Origin of the sequence: Streptomyces sp. NPDC050448 (assembly GCF_040655295.1) — a bacterium.
Classification (GTDB): Bacteria; Actinomycetota; Actinomycetes; order Streptomycetales; family Streptomycetaceae; genus Streptomyces.
Window position 1 is genome coordinate 278,159 of record NZ_JBFAJR010000003.1, and the last position, 16,802, is coordinate 294,960.

11 protein-coding genes are annotated in these 16,802 nt (G+C 73.9%); 8 read left to right on the plus strand and 3 right to left on the minus strand.

Features of this window, described 5'->3' with window-relative positions; all coding sequences use genetic code 11:
• Positions 1 to 19: 19 nt before the first annotated feature.
• From AB0I68_RS06265 to AB0I68_RS06300, 8 genes are all read left to right on the plus strand, one after another.
• Complete coding sequence (locus AB0I68_RS06265) at positions 20 to 1,639, plus strand: AMP-binding protein (protein WP_363176015.1); 1,620 nt, start codon at positions 20 to 22, stop codon at positions 1,637 to 1,639.
• Positions 1,639 to 2,844: an FAD-dependent oxidoreductase gene (locus tag AB0I68_RS06270; protein ID WP_363176016.1), complete on the plus strand. Its 1,206-nt coding sequence runs from the start codon at positions 1,639 to 1,641 to the stop codon at positions 2,842 to 2,844. The genes AB0I68_RS06265 and AB0I68_RS06270 overlap by 1 nt, the downstream gene beginning before the upstream one ends.
• On the plus strand, positions 2,841 to 4,829 hold the full coding sequence (locus AB0I68_RS06275) for an FAD/NAD(P)-binding protein (RefSeq protein WP_363176017.1): 1,989 nt from the start codon (positions 2,841 to 2,843) through the stop codon (positions 4,827 to 4,829). Before AB0I68_RS06270 ends, AB0I68_RS06275 begins: the two co-directional genes overlap by 4 nt.
• Positions 4,826 to 6,322, plus strand: coding sequence for a lyase family protein (locus AB0I68_RS06280; RefSeq protein WP_363176018.1), 1,497 nt, complete (start codon positions 4,826 to 4,828; stop codon positions 6,320 to 6,322). Before AB0I68_RS06275 ends, AB0I68_RS06280 begins: the two co-directional genes overlap by 4 nt.
• Before the next feature lie 69 nt (positions 6,323 to 6,391).
• Complete coding sequence (locus AB0I68_RS06285; RefSeq protein WP_363176019.1) at positions 6,392 to 7,774, plus strand: nitrate/nitrite transporter; 1,383 nt, start codon at positions 6,392 to 6,394, stop codon at positions 7,772 to 7,774.
• The gene (locus tag AB0I68_RS06290) at positions 7,767 to 9,890 is read left to right on the plus strand and encodes a molybdopterin oxidoreductase family protein (protein ID WP_363176020.1); all 2,124 of its coding nucleotides are present in this window, start codon (positions 7,767 to 7,769) and stop codon (positions 9,888 to 9,890) included. The genes AB0I68_RS06285 and AB0I68_RS06290 overlap by 8 nt, the downstream gene beginning before the upstream one ends.
• Positions 9,887 to 11,506 carry an FAD-dependent oxidoreductase gene (locus tag AB0I68_RS06295; protein WP_363176022.1) on the plus strand — a complete coding sequence of 540 codons (1,620 nt, stop codon included), beginning with the start codon at positions 9,887 to 9,889 and terminating at the stop codon, positions 11,504 to 11,506. Before AB0I68_RS06290 ends, AB0I68_RS06295 begins: the two co-directional genes overlap by 4 nt.
• Positions 11,503 to 12,723: an FAD-dependent oxidoreductase gene (locus AB0I68_RS06300; protein ID WP_363176024.1), complete on the plus strand. Its 1,221-nt coding sequence runs from the start codon at positions 11,503 to 11,505 to the stop codon at positions 12,721 to 12,723. Before AB0I68_RS06295 ends, AB0I68_RS06300 begins: the two co-directional genes overlap by 4 nt.
• Positions 12,724 to 12,851: 128 nt before the next feature.
• Here AB0I68_RS06300 and AB0I68_RS06305 read toward each other — a convergent pair whose 3' ends face one another.
• From AB0I68_RS06305 to AB0I68_RS06315, 3 genes are all read right to left on the minus strand, one after another.
• Positions 12,852 to 14,066, minus strand: coding sequence for an acyltransferase (locus AB0I68_RS06305; RefSeq protein ID WP_363176025.1), 1,215 nt, complete (start codon positions 14,064 to 14,066; stop codon positions 12,852 to 12,854).
• A 171-nt stretch (positions 14,067 to 14,237) separates the two neighbouring features.
• Entirely contained in the window at positions 14,238 to 15,611 is a 1,374-nt protein-coding gene (locus AB0I68_RS06310) for an aldehyde dehydrogenase family protein (protein ID WP_363176026.1), read from the minus strand.
• Positions 15,611 to 16,714, minus strand: a complete 1,104-nt coding sequence (locus AB0I68_RS06315) for a phenazine antibiotic biosynthesis protein (protein WP_363176027.1) — start codon at positions 16,712 to 16,714, stop codon at positions 15,611 to 15,613. The genes AB0I68_RS06310 and AB0I68_RS06315 overlap by 1 nt, the downstream gene beginning before the upstream one ends.
• Positions 16,715 to 16,802: the final 88 nt, after the last annotated feature.

Genomic DNA, 16,802 nt, shown 5'->3' on the forward strand with positions numbered 1-16,802 from the left:
CGTGGGAAAGGGCTGGGCGATGATTCTGCAGCGCATCGGGAACAAGGGAATCCGGCTCGGGACGCTCTTCGAGCGGGCCGCGAGAAAGCACCCGACGAACGTCGTGATCCTCGATCACGACCTGGACATAGCCCCGGCCCTGGGGCGCCGGGCGACCGTGGCCGAGGTCGCCGACCTGATCGACGATTTCGCATCCCGGCTCTGGGCCGCGAAGGTCCGCCCCGGCCGCCGGGTCGTCGTCTACAAGTCCGACGGCTTCGACATCACCCTGCTGGCCTGCGCGGTGGCCCGCATCGGCGCCGTCCCGGTGCTGCTGTCGCCGAAACTCGACGGCGAGACCGTCGCCGAACTCGTACGCCGTACCGACCAGCCCTACCTGCTCACCGACCAGGACAAGCTGGAGACGGAGCTGCCCGCCTCGGTCTTCCAGGAGGCCGAGCAGGTCCTGCTCACCTCCGGCAGCTACCGGGAGGCCACCGAACTCGCCTCGCTCGCCGGGGTCCCCCGGGTCCCCGCCGTGACCATGCCGCCCGAGCACCCGACCCTGATCACGCACACCTCCGGCACCACCGGCACCCCCAAGCTCGCCGTCCACACCGGCGCCACCCTCCAGGCGCGCTACCGCCCGCAGGCCGCGATCACCAAGCCGCTCATACCGGGCCGCGAGACCATCGCCATGCACGTCTCCTTCGTCCACTCGCGGCTCATCACCGCCCTCGCCATCTCCCTCTTCCGCGGCTTCCCGATCGTCGTCCTCGCCGACTCCGACCCCCGGCAGGCCGCCGACCTCTTCGCCCGGCTGCGCCCCGGCATCCTCGAGGCCCACCCCAACTCCTTCATGGAGTGGGAGGAACTGGCCGACGACCCCCGCGGGCCCCTGGCGAACGTGAAGCTCTTCAGCAGCACCTTCGACGCCATCCACCCGCGCACCGTGCAGCGGCTGCTCAAGGCGACGAAGCGCAAGGCCCCGGTCTTCGGCCAGCTGTACGGGCAGAGCGAGATCGGCCCGGCCGTCGCCCGCTCCTTCTCCAAGCGCCGCGGGCTCGACGCCGACGGCCGCTGCGTGGGGATGCCCTTCCCCGGCATGACCGACGTCCGCGTCGTCAGCCGCAACGGGCTGCCGCCCTCCGAGACCAACCCGGGCTTCATCGAGGTCAAGAGCGACGGCCGGATCGTCACCTACCTCGGCGAGCAGGAACGTTACGACAAGCAGGTCAACGACGGCTGGTGGCGCATGGGCGACGTCGGCTACCGCACCAAGTGGGGCTGCGTGCACCTGCTCGACCGCGAGGTCGACCTGATCGAGGGCTTCGGCTCCACCCTCGCCGCCGAGGACACCCTCTTCACCCGGCTGGACGAGCTCGCCGAGGTCATCATCATCCCCGACGAGAGCGGCCGCGCCGTCCCCGTCGTCTGCACCAAGGACGACAGGCCCCTCGACCCCGAGGCCTGGAAGACCGCCGTCGCCGGACTGCCGCCGATGGCCGAGCCCGTCCAGTGGCGCCAGTCCGAACTGCCGCAGACCGCCACCACCAAGATCAAGCGGCTGGAGCTCGCCCGGCTGCTCACCGCCGGCGCCACCGCAACCGCCACCGCCGGCGCCACCGCTACCGCCGACCGCATCGAGGAGAACGTCTGATGTCGAAGCTGATCATCGTCGGCGGCGGGATCGGCGGGCTGGCCACCGCCCTCGCCACCGCCCGCCGGGGACACCGGGTCCTCGTCCTGGAACGCGCCCCCGAATTCGCCGAGATCGGCGCCGGCATCCAGCTCGCGCCCAACGGCCTGCACGCCCTCGACCGCCTCGGCCTCGGAGACGCCGTCCGCGCCACCGCCGTACAGATGGACGAGCTCCGGTTCATGGACGGGGTCACCGGCCGGCACGTGGTCAGCATGGACCTGACCGAGCGCTACCGCGAGCGGTTCGGCAACCCGTACGCCGTCGTCCACCGCGCCGAGCTGCACACCAAGCTGCTCGAAGCCTGCCAGGCCAGCGACTCCATCGAACTGCGCAGCGCCGCCACCGCCGTCGGGTACGAGCAGGACGCGACCGGCGCCTCGGTCCTCCTGGAGGACGGCAAGCGGATCACCGGCGACGCCCTGATCGGCGCCGACGGCATCCACTCCGCGATCCGCGCCCAGCTCGTCGGCGACGGCGCACCCCGCAACTCCGGGATCACCGTCTACCGCGCCGTCATCCCGATGGAGCAGGTCCCCGAGGAGCTGCGCCACCTCACCTCGGTGACCTGGTGGACCGGGCCCCACTGCCACTTCGTGCACTACCCGATCGCCGGCGGCAAGTACCTCAACCTCGCGGCCAGCAGCGACAACAAGGCGGCCGAGACGCTCGCCGGGGTCCCCGCCTCCCCGGGCGACATCCGCCGCGAGTTCGCCTCCCTCGGTGAGGACGCGCAGCGCCTGCTCGCCCTCGGCGAGGGCTGGAAGTCCTGGGTCCTGGTCGACCGGGACCCGGTCGACACCTGGACCGACGGCCGGGTCGCCCTGCTCGGCGACGCCGCCCACCCGATGCTCCACTACGTGGCGCAGGGCGCCTGCCAGGGCCTCGAGGACGCCGTGATCCTGGGCGACCTGCTCGACTGCGGCGCCGGTGAACTCCCTGAGCGCTTCGTGAAGTTCAACGCCGAGCGGCGCGAGCGCACCGCCCGGATCCAGCTCCTCGCCCGGGAGAGCATCAAGCTCTGGCACACCTCCGGAGCCGCCGCCTCGGCCCGCAACGACCAGCTGTCCTCGTACTCCCCCGACCAGCTCCACGACTACGTGGCCTGGATGCACGGCGCCCGCACCCTCGACGAGAACACCGCCCCGAACGGAGAGCAGCGATGAACCAGAACCAGGGACAGCACCAGGTGGCCATCATCGGAGCCGGCCCGCGCGGCCTCTCCGTCCTGGAGCGCCTGTGCGCCAACGAGCGCGGGAACCCCTCGCACTCCGCGGTCACCGTCCACATGGTCGACCCGTCGGCGCCGGGCGCCGGCCAGGTCTGGCGGTCCGACCAGTCCCAGCACCTGCTGATGAACACGGTCGCCTCCCAGATCACCATCTACACCGACGACAGCGTCCGCACCGAGGGCCCGATCGAGCCGGGCCCGAGCCTGTACGAGTGGGCCAAGGGCGTCGCCGAGTCCGGCGCCGCGGACGGGGCGACCGTCGCCGAGGCCCGCCGCTTGGGCCCGAACACGTACCCCAGCCGCGCCTTCTACGGCAGCTACCTGCGCGCCACCTTCGAGCGGGTCGTGCGCGGCGCCCCCGCCCACGTCACCGTCGAGGTGCACCGCTCCCGGGCCGTGGCCATGGCCGACACGCACGGCACCACCGGCGGGCAGCAGGGCGTCCGCCTCGAGAACGGCACCCGGCTCAACGCGCTCGACGCGATCGTGATGGCGCAGGGCCACGTACCGGCCCGGCTGACCCCCCGCGAGGCGAAGACGGCGAGCCTCGCCCGGATCCACCACCTCACGTACGTCACGCCCGCCAACCCGGCGGACCTGAACCTGAACGTCGTGAAGCCCGGCGAGAACGTCCTGCTGCGCGGGCTCGGCCTGAACTTCTTCGACCACATGGCGCTCTTCACCGCCGGCCGCGGCGGCACCTTCGTCCGCGCCGAGGACGGCCGCCTCGTCTACCGGCCCTCCGGCAACGAGCCCACGCTGTACGCCAGTTCGCGGCGCGGGATCCCCTACCACGCCCGCGGCGAGAACGAGAAGGGCGCGTACGGCCGCTACCTGCCCCGCCTGCTCACCCCGCAGCGGATCGCCGAGATGCGCCGCCGCTCCGAGGACGGCGAGCGCATCAGCTTCTCCGCGGACCTGTGGCCGCTCATCTCCCGCGAGACGGAGAGCGTGTACTACGGCACCCTCCTGGAGGCCCGCGGCCGCGGCGCCGAGCGCGAGGGATTCACCAAGCGGTACCTGTCGCTGGACTCGGCGCAGGACCGGGGCTCGCTGCTGGACGTCTACGGCATCGAGGACGAGCAGCGCTGGGACTGGGAGAAGCTCTCCCGCCCGTACGGCGACCGCGAGTTCACCAGCCGCGAGGAGTTCCGGGACTGGCTGGTCGCGTACCTGGCCAAGGACGTCGCGGAGGCCAGGGCCGGCAACCTCAGCGGCCCGCTCAAGGCGGCCCTGGACGTGATGCGCGACCTGCGCAACGAGATCCGCCTCGCCGTCGACCACGGCGGACTGGACGGCGATTCGCACCGCGACGACCTGGAAGGCTGGTACACGCCGCTCAACGCCTTCCTCTCCATCGGCCCGCCGGCCTCCCGCATCGAGGAGATGATCGCGCTCATCGACGCCGGGGTGCTCGTCCTGACCGGTCCGGGGACCGAGATCCGCGTCGACACCGCCGCCGGCGACGACGCGACCTTCGTCGCCCAGTCCCGCACCGTCCCCGGCCCCGCGGTCCGCGCCACCGTCCTGATCGAGGCCCGGCTGCCCGAGCCCGACCTGCGGCGCACCGACGACCCGCTGCTGCGCCACCTGCTCGACACCGAGCAGTGCACCACGTACCGGATCGCCGGCTCCGACGGCACCAGCTACGAGTCGGGCGGCCTCGCCGTCACCGAGCGCCCGTACCGGCTGCTCGACGCCCGCGGCCGGGCCCACCCGCGCCGGTTCGCGTACGGGGTGCCCACCGAGTCCGTGCACTGGGTCACCGCGGCCGGCATCCGCCCGGGCGTCGACTCGGTCACCCTCGGCGACTCCGATGCCATCGCCCGCTCGGTGCTGGCCCTCCCGGCGGCGAGCGTGGTCCCGAGCGGTGTCGCGCCGCTGCCGACCGAGACCGACCTCACCGGGGTCCTGGTATGAGCACCGCCGGTACGAACACGGCCGGTACGAACACGGCCGGTACGAGCACCGCCGGTACGAGCACGGCCGGTACGGGCCGGGCGCCGCAGGACACGCTCACCGACGCGGGGCTGCTGTCGCCGGTACGGGCCGGCACCCCCGCCGAGGAGGCCGTCTGCGACCTGGCCTGGCTCCAGGCCATGCTCGACGCCGAGGCCGCTCTCGCCCGGGCCCAGGCCGGACTCGGCACCCTCCCCGAGGCCGCCGCGGAGGCCATCACCCGGGCGGCCCGCGCCGAGCACCTCGATCTGCGGGCCCTGGCCCTGGCCGCCCGGGAGACCGCGAACCCGGTGGTCGGCCTGGTGCAGGCGCTGACCCGGGTGGTCTCGGAGCAGGACGCGCAGGGCACCGGAGCCGCCGAGTACGTGCACCGCGGCTCCACCAGCCAGGACATCTTCGACACCGGCGCCATGCTGGTGGCCGACCGGACCCTGAAGCTGATCCGGGCCGATCTGGCCCGCACCGCCGAGGCCCTGGCCCGGCTGGCCGGCGCGCACCGGGACACGGCGATGGCGGGCCGCACGCTGGCCCTCCAGGCCGTACCCACCACCTTCGGGCTGAAGGCGGCCGGCTGGCGCCGGCTGGTCCTGGACGCCGACCGGCGCCTGGCCCAGGTGCAGGACGGCGGGCTGCCGGTGTCGCTCGGCGGCGCGGCCGGAACGCTGGCCGGCTACCTCGAATACGCCCGGATCGACGGCGCGGACCGCCCGCTCGACCCCGGCGCGTACCTGGACGACCTGGTCGGGGCCTTCGCCGCCGAGACCGGACTCGCCCGCCCCGCACTGCCCTGGCACGTCCTGCGCACGCCGATCGCCGATCTCGCCGCCGCGCTCGCCTTCACCGCCGGCGCCCTCGGGAAGATCGCGGTCGACGTGCAGAACCTGGCCCGGACGGAGGTCGCCGAGGTCGCCGAGCCCGCCGTGGCCGGCCGCGGCAGCTCCTCGGCCATGCCCCACAAGCGCAATCCGGTCCTGAGCACGCTGCTGCGCAGCGCCGCCCTCCAGGTCCCGGTCCTCGCCACCGGGCTCGTGCAGTGCCTGATCTCGGAGGACGAGCGCTCGGCCGGGGCCTGGCACGCCGAATGGCAGCTGCTGCGCGAGTCCCTGCGGCTGGTCGGCGGCGCCGCCCACACCGCGGTCGAGCTCGCCGAAGGCCTGACCGCCCGGCCGGAACGGATGCGGGCCAACCTGCTGCTGACCGGCAGCCAGGTGGTCTCCGAGCGGATCGCGGCCGTGCTCGCACCGGAGTTGGGCAAGGCGGCGGCGAAGCAGCTGCTGACCCGGGTCTCGGCCGCGGCCGAGGAGAGCGGGCGGCCCCTGTACGAACTGCTCGCCGAGGAGCCCGCGTTCAAGGGGCGCCGGAGCACGGACGAGCTGGCGCGGCTGTGCGATCCCGGTACGTACACCGGGGGCGCGGGGGTGCTGGTGGACCGGGCGCTGACGTGGCCGAACTGACCATTGAGGTCAACTGAACTGAACTGTATAGTTCATAGGGTCAGTCGCCGAACAGAAAGCCGAGGAGCCATGACGCCGCCCGCACGGCCCGCCACCCGACGCTGGATCGAGGACTGGGACCCCGAGAACGAGGAGTTCTGGCAGCGCTCCGGCAAGCAGACCGCCCGCCGCAACCTGATCCTCTCCGTCCTCTCCGAGCACATCGGCTTCTCGGTGTGGAGCATGTGGTCGGTCCTGGTGCTCTTCATGTCACCCGCGATCGGCCTGGGCTTCACCCCCTCCCAGAAGTTCCTGCTCGTCGTCGTCCCCACCCTGGTCGGCGCCGCCCTCCGGCTCCCCTACAGCTACGCCGTGACCCGCTTCGGCGGCCGCAACTGGACCGCGTTCGCCTCGGCCGTCCTGCTCGTCCCCACCCTCGCCGCCCTGTACTTCGTGCAGCGCCCCGGGACCCCGCTGTGGGTGTTCCTGCTGATCGGCGCCGCCGGCGGAGTCGGCGGCGGCAACTTCGCCTCCTCGATGACCAACATCACCGCCCTCTTCCCGCAACGCCTCCAGGGCTGGGCCCTCGGCATCAACGCGGGCGGCGGGAACCTCGGGGTCGCCGCGATCCAGCTGATCGGCCTGCTCGTCATCGCCACCGCGGGCAGCACCCACCCCGCGTACGTCATCGCCGTCTACCTCCCCCTCATCGTGGCGGCCTCGCTGCTCGCCGCGCTGAAGATGGACAACTTCGCGGCCGTACGCAGCGCCCCCGGCGCCCAGCGCGAGGCCGCCCGCAACCCGCACACCTGGTGGATCTCGCTCCTCTACGTCGGCACCTTCGGCTCGTTCATCGGCTACGGCTTCGCCTTCGGGCTGGTGCTGCAGAGCCAGTTCGGCGCCACCCCGCTCGAGTCCGCCTCGTACACCTTCCTCGGGCCGCTGCTCGGCTCGCTGTTCCGGCCGGTGGGCGGTCTGCTGTCCGACCGGTGGGGCGGGGCCCGGGTCACGCTGCTGACGTTCTGCGCGATGGCGGCGGGCACCGCAGTGCTGCTGCTCGCCTCGGCGCAGGGCTCGTACGGGCTCTTCGTCGCCGGGTTCACCGCCCTGTTCGTGCTGACCGGCATCGGCAACGGCTCGACGTACAAGATGATCCCGGCCGTCTTCGCCCGCCAGGCGGAGGAGGCGGTCACCTCCGGCCACGACGCGAGGGCCGCCTTCGCCCGGGCCCGCAGGCTGTCGGGCGCGGTCATCGGCATCGCGGGCGCGGTGGGCGCCCTCGGCGGGGTCGGGGTCAACCTGGTCTTCCGCAGCGCGTACAGCGGCGCCTCCGCATCCGGCGAGCCCGCCTTCGTCGCCTTCCTCGGCTTCTACCTGGTGTGCGTACTGGTCACCTGGGCGGTCTACCTGCGCAGGCGGCCGGCCGCCGAGAGCGCGCCGGAGCGCGTGCGGACCGGGGCCTCCCGTGTCTGAGACCACCGCATCCGGGGTCGTCACCCACTGCCCGTACTGCGCGCTGCAGTGCGGTACGCGGCTCACGCACGACGCGGGCCGTACGGCCGTCGAGCCGACCCCGTTCCCGGTGAACCAGGGCGGGTTGTGCCAGAAGGGCTGGACGGCGCCCGCGCTGCTGGACACCCCGGGGCGGCTCACCCGGCCCCTGGTGCGCGGCGCGGACGGCCGGCTCGCCCCCGCCACCTGGGAGGAGGCGCTCGACACGATCGCCGCCCGGCTGCGGGAGATCCGCGCCGCGCACGGACCCGACGCGGTGGGCGTGTTCGGCGGGGGCGGGCTCACCAACGAAAAGGCCTACCAGCTCGGCAAGTTCGCCCGCGTCGCACTGGGCACCAGCCAGATCGACTACAACGGCCGGTTCTGCATGTCCTCGGCGGCGGCCGCCGGCTCGGCGGCCTTCGGGCTCGACCGGGGCCTGCCGTTCCCCGTCACCGACCTCGGCGACGCGGACGTGATCCTGCTCGCCGGGGCCAACCCGGCCGAGACCATGCCGCCGCTGATGCGCCACCTCGACCGGGCGCGCCTGATCGTCATCGACCCGCGGCGCACCCCCACCGCCGAGGGCGCCGCCCTGCACCTCCAGCCGACGCCCGGCACCGACCTCGCCCTCGCCCTCGGCCTGTTCCACCTCGCCGTCGTCGAGGGCCGCGCGGACCGGGGCTACCTGAACAAGCGCACCACCGGCTTCGACGCCGCCTGGGCGCGGGCCGCCGCCTGGTGGCCCGAGCGGGTGGAGCGGGTCACCGGCGTCCCGGTCGCCGACATGCGCGAGGCGGTCCGGCTGCTGGCCGGCGCGGAGCGGGCGTACGTACTGACCGGGCGCGGCGCCGAGCAGCACAGCAAGGGCACCGACACGGTCGCCGCGTTCATCAACCTCGCCCTCATCCTCGGCCTGCCCGGCCGCGAGGGCAGCGGCTACGGCTGCCTGACCGGCCAGGGCAACGGCCAGGGCGGGCGCGAGCACGGCCAGAAGGCCGACCAGCTGCCCGGCTACCGGATGCTGACCGACCCCGCCGCGCGCGCCCACGTCGCCGCGGTGTGGGGGGTGGAGCCCGACGCGCTGCCGGGCCCGGGCCGCAGCGCGTACGAACTCCTCGACGCGCTCGGCACGGCCGGCGGGCCGCGCGCCCTGCTCGTCTTCGGCTCGAACCCGGTGGTCTCGGCGCCGCACGCGGCCCGGATCGGGGAGCGGCTGAAGTCCCTGGACCTGCTGGTGGTGGCCGACTTCGTACCCTCCGAGACCGCGCAGCTGGCGGACGTCGTCCTCCCCGTGACCCAGTGGGCCGAGGAGGAGGGCACGATGACCAACCTCGAGGGCCGGGTGCTGCGCCGCCGGCGGCTGCTGTCCCCGCCCGGCGAGGCACGCAGCGACCTGGAGGTGCTGCACGGCCTCGCGGTCCGGCTCGGCCAGCCCGCAGGCCGCTTCGCGACCGCGCCGCGCGAGGTCTTCGAGGAGCTGCGGCGGGCCTCGCGCGGCGGGCGCGCCGACTACTCCGGGATCAGCTACGAGCGGCTCGACGCGGGCGAGGCGCTGTACTGGCCGTGCCCCCAGCCCCTCGAGAACCAGTCCGCCGACGGCGCGGCGGCGCACCCCGGCACCCCGCGGCTGTTCCTCGACGCCTTCGCCCACCCGGACGGGCTGGCCCGGTTCGCCGAGGTCGAGCACCGCGACGGCGCCGAGACGCCCGATGCCGCGTTCCCGCTGTACGCCACGACCGGGCGGGTGCTCGCCCAGTACCAGTCGGGTGCGCAGACCCGCCGGGTCCCGGAGCTGGCCGCGGCCGCGCCGGAGGCCTTCGTGGAGGTGCACCCCGACACGGCCGGGCGGTACGGGCTGGTCGACGGCGGGGCGGCCCGGGTCAGTTCGGCCCGCGGCAGCACCCTCGCCCGGGTCCGGCTGGTCCCCTCGCTGCGGACGGACACGGTGTTCCTGCCGTTCCACTTCGCCGGGGCGGGCCGGGCCAACCTGATCACGAGCGCGGCGCTCGACCCGCGCAGCAAGATGCCCGAGTTCAAGGTGTGCGCGGTGCGGATCGAGCCCGTGACCGAGCCCGCGGCGGAGGTGGGGCCGTGAGCGCGGGCGAGGTGCTGGTGGTCGGCGGCGGCCCCGCCGCGCAGCGGTTCGCGGAGCGGCTGCACCACCACGGACACCGGAGCGGCGTGAGCGTGCTCGGCGCCGAGCCGCAGGCCCCGTACCACCGGGCGCTGCTGGGCTCCGTCCTGGACGGGACGCTGCCGGCCACCGCCCTCGCCCTGCCCGCGCTGCCCGCGGGCACCCGCCTGCACACCGGGGTCACCGTGACCCGGATCGACCGCGCGCGGCGCCTTGCGTACGGGGACGACGGCTTCGTGCACCGCTACGACACGCTGGTCCTGGCCACCGGGTCCCGCGCGGCCGTCCCCCGCATCCCGGGCCTGCCGGCCGGTGGTGCAACGGCGCTGCGGACCCTCGCCGATGCCGAGCGGTGCGCCGCCGAACCCCGGGGGGCCGCCGTCGTCGTCGGCGGCGGGCCCCTCGCGGTCGAGGCGGCCGCCGCGCTGCGCCGGGCGGGGCACGAGGTGGCCCTCGTCCACCGCGGCCCGCACCTCCTGGACCGGCACCTGGACGCCGCCGCGGGCGCGCTGCTCGCCCGGAGCCTGGAAGGCCTCGGGATCGAGGTCCACACCGGCCGCACGGCCGCCGCGTACTGCGCCGGCAAGCTCACCCTCGACGACGGCCGGGTCCTCGCCGCCGACACCCTGCTGCTGTGCACCGGCGCCGTCCCCGAGACCGGGCTCGCCCGCCGGGCCGGTCTCACCGTCCGCACCGGTGTGGTCGTCGACGGGCTGCTGCGCACCGACGACCCGCACATCCACGCCATCGGCGACTGCGCCGAGCACCCGGGGGACGCCGCCGGGCACCTCGAACCCGCCTGGGCGCAGGCGGAGTCGCTGGCCCGGCAGCTCACGGGCGCCCCGGTACGCCACCTCGGCACCCGGCAGATCACCCGGCTGCGGGTGCCCGGCATCGACCTCGTCCGCCTGGGCCGGGGCGGGCCGGCCCCCGAGGGCGCGGAGGTGGTCGCGTTCGCCGATCCGGCACGCGGCCGGTACGCCCGGCTCACCCTGCACGGGCAGCGGATCACCGAGGCGGTGCTGCTGGGGCTGCCGCGGGCCATCGCCGCCGTGAGCCGGCTCTACCAGCTCGACCTGCCGGTGCCGACGGGGCGGCTGGAGCTCCTGCTCGGCATCGCACCGGCCGCGCCGGGGGCCGACGAGCTCCCCGACGACGCGGTGGTCTGCCGCTGCAACAACGTCACCAAGCACACCGTCACCGAGGCCTGCCGGGCCGGCGCCGCCGACGTGGCGCAGGTCGCCGCGGCGACCCGGGCCACCACCGGCTGCGGGGGCTGCACGGACGTCGTCCGCGCGCTGTGCCACCCGCGCCCGGCGGGCGCCGAGGACCGGCCCGAGGGCCCGAGCGCCCCGGCCGCGGCACTGCACGACCGGGCCGCCCCGCCCCGGGCCCCGGCCCGCACGCCCGAGGACCCGGGCAGCTTGCCCGAAGACCCGGCCCGCATCGCCGAAGACCCGGGCCGCACGGCCGAAGACCAGGGCCGCACGCCCGAAGTCCCGGCCCGCACCGCCGAAGACCCGGCCCGCACGGCCGAAGACCAGGGCGGCACGCCCGGAAGGAGTGGGGACCGATGACCCATACCGCTCGTACCCTCGTCGTCGCCGGGCACGGCATGGCCGGACACCGGCTCGTGGCCGACCTGCGGTCCCTGGACACCGCCGGGCTCTGGCGGATCGTGGTCCTCGGGGAGGAGCCGCACCCCGCGTACGACCGGGTCGCGCTCTCCTCGTACCTCGACGGCAGGAGCGCGGCGGACCTCGCCCTGGCCGGGCCCGGCCTCCTGGACGACCCGCTGCTGGAGCTGCGGCTGAGCACCGGCGTGGCCTTCGTGGACCGGGCGGCGCGCACCGTGACCACCACCGACGGCGATGTGGTCGCGTACGACGCGCTCGTCCTGGCCACCGGCTCGCGGCCGTTCGTCCCGCCCGTGCCGGGCCGCGACCTGCCCGGCTGCTTCGGCTACCGCTCGCTCGGCGACCTCGACGCGATCCGCGCCGCCGCCGTACCGGGCCGCCCCGGCGTGGTGGTCGGCGGCGGGCTGCTCGGCCTGGAGGCCGCGAACGCGCTGCGGCTGCTCGGCATGGAGCCGCACGTGGTGGAGCTCGCCCCGCGGCTGATGCCGTTGCAGGTGGACGCGGCCGGCGGCGGTGTCCTCGGGCGGCGCGTGGCGGAGCGGGGGCTGCGGATCCACTGCGGTGTGGCGACGGCGGCGCTCGAGGCGGGCCCGGACGGCAGGGTGGCCTCGGTGGTCCTGGCCGACGGCAGCGCCCTCGAGGCGGCAGTCGTGGTGTTCTCCGCGGGAGTGCGGCCGCGGGACGAACTCGCGGGACCGGCGGGCCTGGCCACGGGCGGACGCGGCGGGTTCCTGGTCGACGAGCTGTGCCGGACGCGGGACGAGCGGATCTGGGCGATCGGCGAGTGCGCGGCCGTGTCGGGGCGCTGCCACGGGCTGGCCGCACCGGGCTACCGGATGGCGGCCTCCGTCGCCCGGCAGCTGCTGGGCCTGGGCGGGGAACCGTTCGGGGAGGCGGACCTGTCCACCCGGCTCAAGCTGCTCGGCGTGGACGTGGCGAGCTTCGGCGACGCCCATGCGGGCGCCGAGGGTGCGGTGGAGCTGAGCCGGCTGGACGAGGCCGCGGGGACGTACGCGAAGCTCGTGCTGGACGCGGACTGCCGCACCCTGCTCGGCGGCATCCTCGTCGGTGACGCCGGCGCGTACGGCGAGCTGCGGCCGTACGTCGGCCGGGGCCTGCCCGCGGCGGGGCACCGGCTGCTGGCCGGCGCGGCCTGAGAGACGGAAGATGCCGCCCTTCGGGGTCCCGGGAACCCGAAGGGCGGCGCAGGGCGGGGCCGCGGCGGCGGGGGCGCCGGTGGGACGGCGCGGCCGTACGGTGGAGCGCGGTGGAGTGCGGCGGTGTGTCAGACGGTCTCGAGGGTGCGGCCCTCGGAGTCGGACGAGCCGGCGCCCGTGGCGGCGGCCTCGGCCGCCGCGGCCTTCGCGGCCTTGGCCTTCCGCGAGCTGGAGAAGCGGCGCGTGATCGGCGCCTCCACCCAGGCGTACAGGGCCCAGGACAGCAGCACCGCGACGACGATCTGGGCGGCGATCAGCGCGATGCCGGCCGGGGTCGGGTAGAGCCGGTCCCCGAGCAGTTTCCGGGAGTAGGCCAGGACGATGTAGTGGAGCAGGTAGAAGGCGAAGGAGATCTCACCGAGCCAGATCATGAACCGGTTGTTGAACGGCGTCGGCTTGTTCTCCGCGTCGCGCGTGGCGACGGCCGCGATCAGCAGCACGATCGGGACGAGGGTGACCGCGCGCTGGGCGTACAGGTGCTCCACGTTCATCGCGACGGCGTAGCTCGCGGCCAGCAGCAGCGCGGACCAGGTCGTGCCGATGTTGCGCCAGCGGCCCGCCATCACGGCGCGGGCGACCAGGATGCCGAGGGCGAAGTCGAGCAGCCGGACGGGCGGCAGGACGTACGCGAACCAGTACTGCACGGTCGAGGTGCCGTCGGCGCCGGGCATCTGCATGCCGCCGCCCGGGATGACCGCGTAGGTCAGCGTCGGGGTGAGGAAGACGGCCGCGGTGACGCCGCCGATCCAGTACTTCAGCCGCGCCGGGTCGATCTTCTTGATGAGCAGGAACAGCGCCGGGAAGGCGAGGTAGAAGATCGCCTCGGCGCCCAGGGACCAGCTGGGCGGGTCCACGCTGAAGTTGGTGGCGAAGTCCGGCACCCACACCTGCACCATGAGCAGGTTGACCACGGCCTGCCAGGGCTTCGTCATGACGGCCGCGAACGTGAGCAGCGCGAGCGCCCAGGTGATCACGTAGTTCGGGTAGATCTTGACGAAACGGCGGCGCCAGAAGGCCCGCATCGTGTCCTGGTCGCGGGCCGACCAGGTCAGGACGAAGCCGCTGAGCACGAAGAAGAAGGTGACGCCGAGGGCGCCGGCCTGCGAGGCGTACTTCGCGAACGCGTCGTTCGCGGTGTCGTCCTCGAAGAGCCGGATCCACGGCACTCCGAGGGAGGCGTGGAAGAAGAAGACCAGCAGGGCCGCGGGGAAGCGGAGTCCGGTCAGCGAGGGGAGCCGCGGCGGTCTCACAGGTCTGGAACCGACCATTCCATTCATGGACATGACAACAATGCTCCTGTTCGGGCGAAGGGCGACGGTGAGGGTGACGGGTGACGGGTGACGGGTGACGGGTGACGGGTGTGACGGGTGAAGGGAAGAACGGGCGGCCTGTGCGTACGCGGGTCCGGGCCGCGGCGGCCACCACAGCGGCCGCGGCCCGGACCCGCCGGGTGGTCAGTCGCGGATGACGGTCTTGGTCCGCATCAGGAACTCGCCGAGGTAGCCGTCGTGCGGAACGCCCGGCCTGATCCAGTACGTCGGGTGGTCGCCCAGGTAGACGTTGCTGATGGTGGGCTCCTGGAGCAGCGCGTCGATCAGCGCCTCGTCCTCGGTGAAAGCGGTCAGCACCAGCGAGTTGCGCAGCGGCCCGATCCCGTCGGCGGGCGACCAGGGGGCCACCCACACGCAGGGGAAGGGCAGTTCGATGCCGGCCTGCTCGGCGTCCGGCCGCTCCAGCCGGTGCACGGCCGGGCGCAGTACGGCGCTGCCGTCGCCGAGCTCCTCCACGATGCCGTCGCCGCCGAGGTGCGCCGTGGTCCCGGCCGCCTTGGCGAGCAGGAACTTCTCGATCGCCCGCGCCCCCTCCACCGGCTGCACCGCGAGGACCGCCTTCGCGTCCTCCGGGGGCAGGCTGGGGATCGTGGCCAGGCGCTCGGCGATGGCCTGCGCGAGCGGCGCCGGGTCTCCGTCGACGAGCACGGTGGTGGCGTTGATACAGGCCACACCGCCCTGGTGGCTGATGGAGTCCACGATGGTGTCGAGGTGGTCGCGCCAGTCGACACCGGCCGGGACCAGCATCTTGGAGCGGCCGGGGCCCTGCGGCAGCACGTTGGTGCCCGCGTACTTGCGCACCACGTCGTCGCCGCCGTACACGAGGCCGTAGTCGGCGCTGCGCAGGATCTCGTCCGCCGCGTCGTAGTCCGTGGGCAGCAGCACGACCTGGTCATTGCCGAAGCCGGCGGCCCGCAGCGCCGAGATCAGCCGGTGCGGGGTGAACGGCTCGCGGCGCGAGGGCCGCACCGCGACCCGGTAGCCGAGGGCGAGGGCCTCGACCCACAGCGAGTGCGGGCCGGGGTGGTTGCCCGCGGCGTGCACGGCGAACACGTCGCCGCGCCGGGTCCACACGGCGCTGCCGCTGCGGGTCTCCTCGGCGCGCCAGTCGTCCACCGCGCCGGTCGGCCGGGCCTGGTACGCGGCGAACCGGGACTGCTCGGTCGCCTCGATGATGGCGGCGGTCGCGGCCTGCACGACGCCGAGGGGCACACCGGAGACGCGGGCGACCGTGTGCTCGTACTCGGCGAACGACAGCCCGTCGATCGTCTCCTCGGCGAAGATCCTCCCGGCGCGGGCCAGCGCCGCCGTCCGCTCGCCGGCCGGCATCGCATCGGCCTTGCGCAGGGCGTCCATCGCGCGGGTCACGAACAGCTTCGGGACCAGGCTGAGTTCGGCGACCGGCCGGCCCGTGACATCGGCGACGGTCGTGCGCTTGCGCGCGCGGAACGGTCCGGCGGGCCCGAGCGCGTCCAGCGTGATCAGGCCGGCACTCATTAATAGACCCCTTCGATGACGGTCTCGTTGTCGAACTCCCGGACCGGCGCGATGTCCGCCACGGAGTCCCCGAGCTGCCAGATGCCCTCGGGGCCGGGCACGCGGGTCGCGTAGTCGCGCTCCAGGTTGTTCGGCATGAACAGGCTCTTGCTGATGTGGTGCATGACGACCTGGCCGCGCTCGCCGTACGGGACGGTCTCGCGGGTCCCGGGGTCGACCACGTCGAAGACCATGTGGGGGGAGAACGGGTCGTAGATGCACGGGTCGTCGTCGGAGAGGCCCGGGCGCTCGCTGGCGTTGCCGAGGATCATCGTCGAGCCGTAGCCGCTGTACAGGTGGGCCTTGGGGAAGACCTCGGTGCGGTACAGGTAGCGGGTGTCGGCGTCCATCTGGGTACCGACCCAGTTGATCGCCTTGACCTTCTCGTCGATCAGCTTGGCGAGGTCGTCGCGGCGGGCGAGGCGCTCCAGGACCGGCGGCGTGCACATCAGGACGCCGATGTCCTGGGTCTGGAGCAGGAAGGCGACCTGGTCGACGATGTGTTCGGCGTACGCGCCGGCCTCGGCGCCCTTGCCGTCGGAGATGAGCTTCTTGACCCAGCGCGGGTCGAGGTCGACGGTGAAGGCGAGGCCGCCGCGGAAGGCGGTCTGCCGCTTGATCACGTCACCGACCATGTGGGGCCCGGTCGGGGCGACGACCAGCCAGTTCACGTTCTGCGGGACGCCGTGGCGGTCCAGCTGGGCGCTGCTCCAGGTGAGCAGCCGGTCCAGCCACTCCTGGAGCAGGACGATGCGCTTGGGGGCGCCGGTGGTGCCGCCGCTCTCGTAGACGCCCACGACCTCGGGGTGCTCCCCGTAGCCGCGGGGTATGAGGTCCTCGGCCCGTACGTGGCGCAGTTCGTTGGCGAGATTGGGAAACTTGTCGAGGTCGGCGAATCCGCCGATGTCGGTCAGTGGATCGAACCCGAGAGTTCCTGCGCGTTCCAGCCAGAACGGCGAACCCGTTTCCGGGGAGAAATGCCACCGCAGGGCGGCGCGCAGGAATTCGTCGGGGTCCGGCTGGGTGTCGAGTGGAAATTCCAGCAAGGGATCAACGATGGACACAATGCTCCTTCCGGGTACGGAGTAACGCCGTACTCTTCGCATCGTGCGCCTGGCCAGAGGAGCCGGTCCACGTTATTCGGGTGAGTCC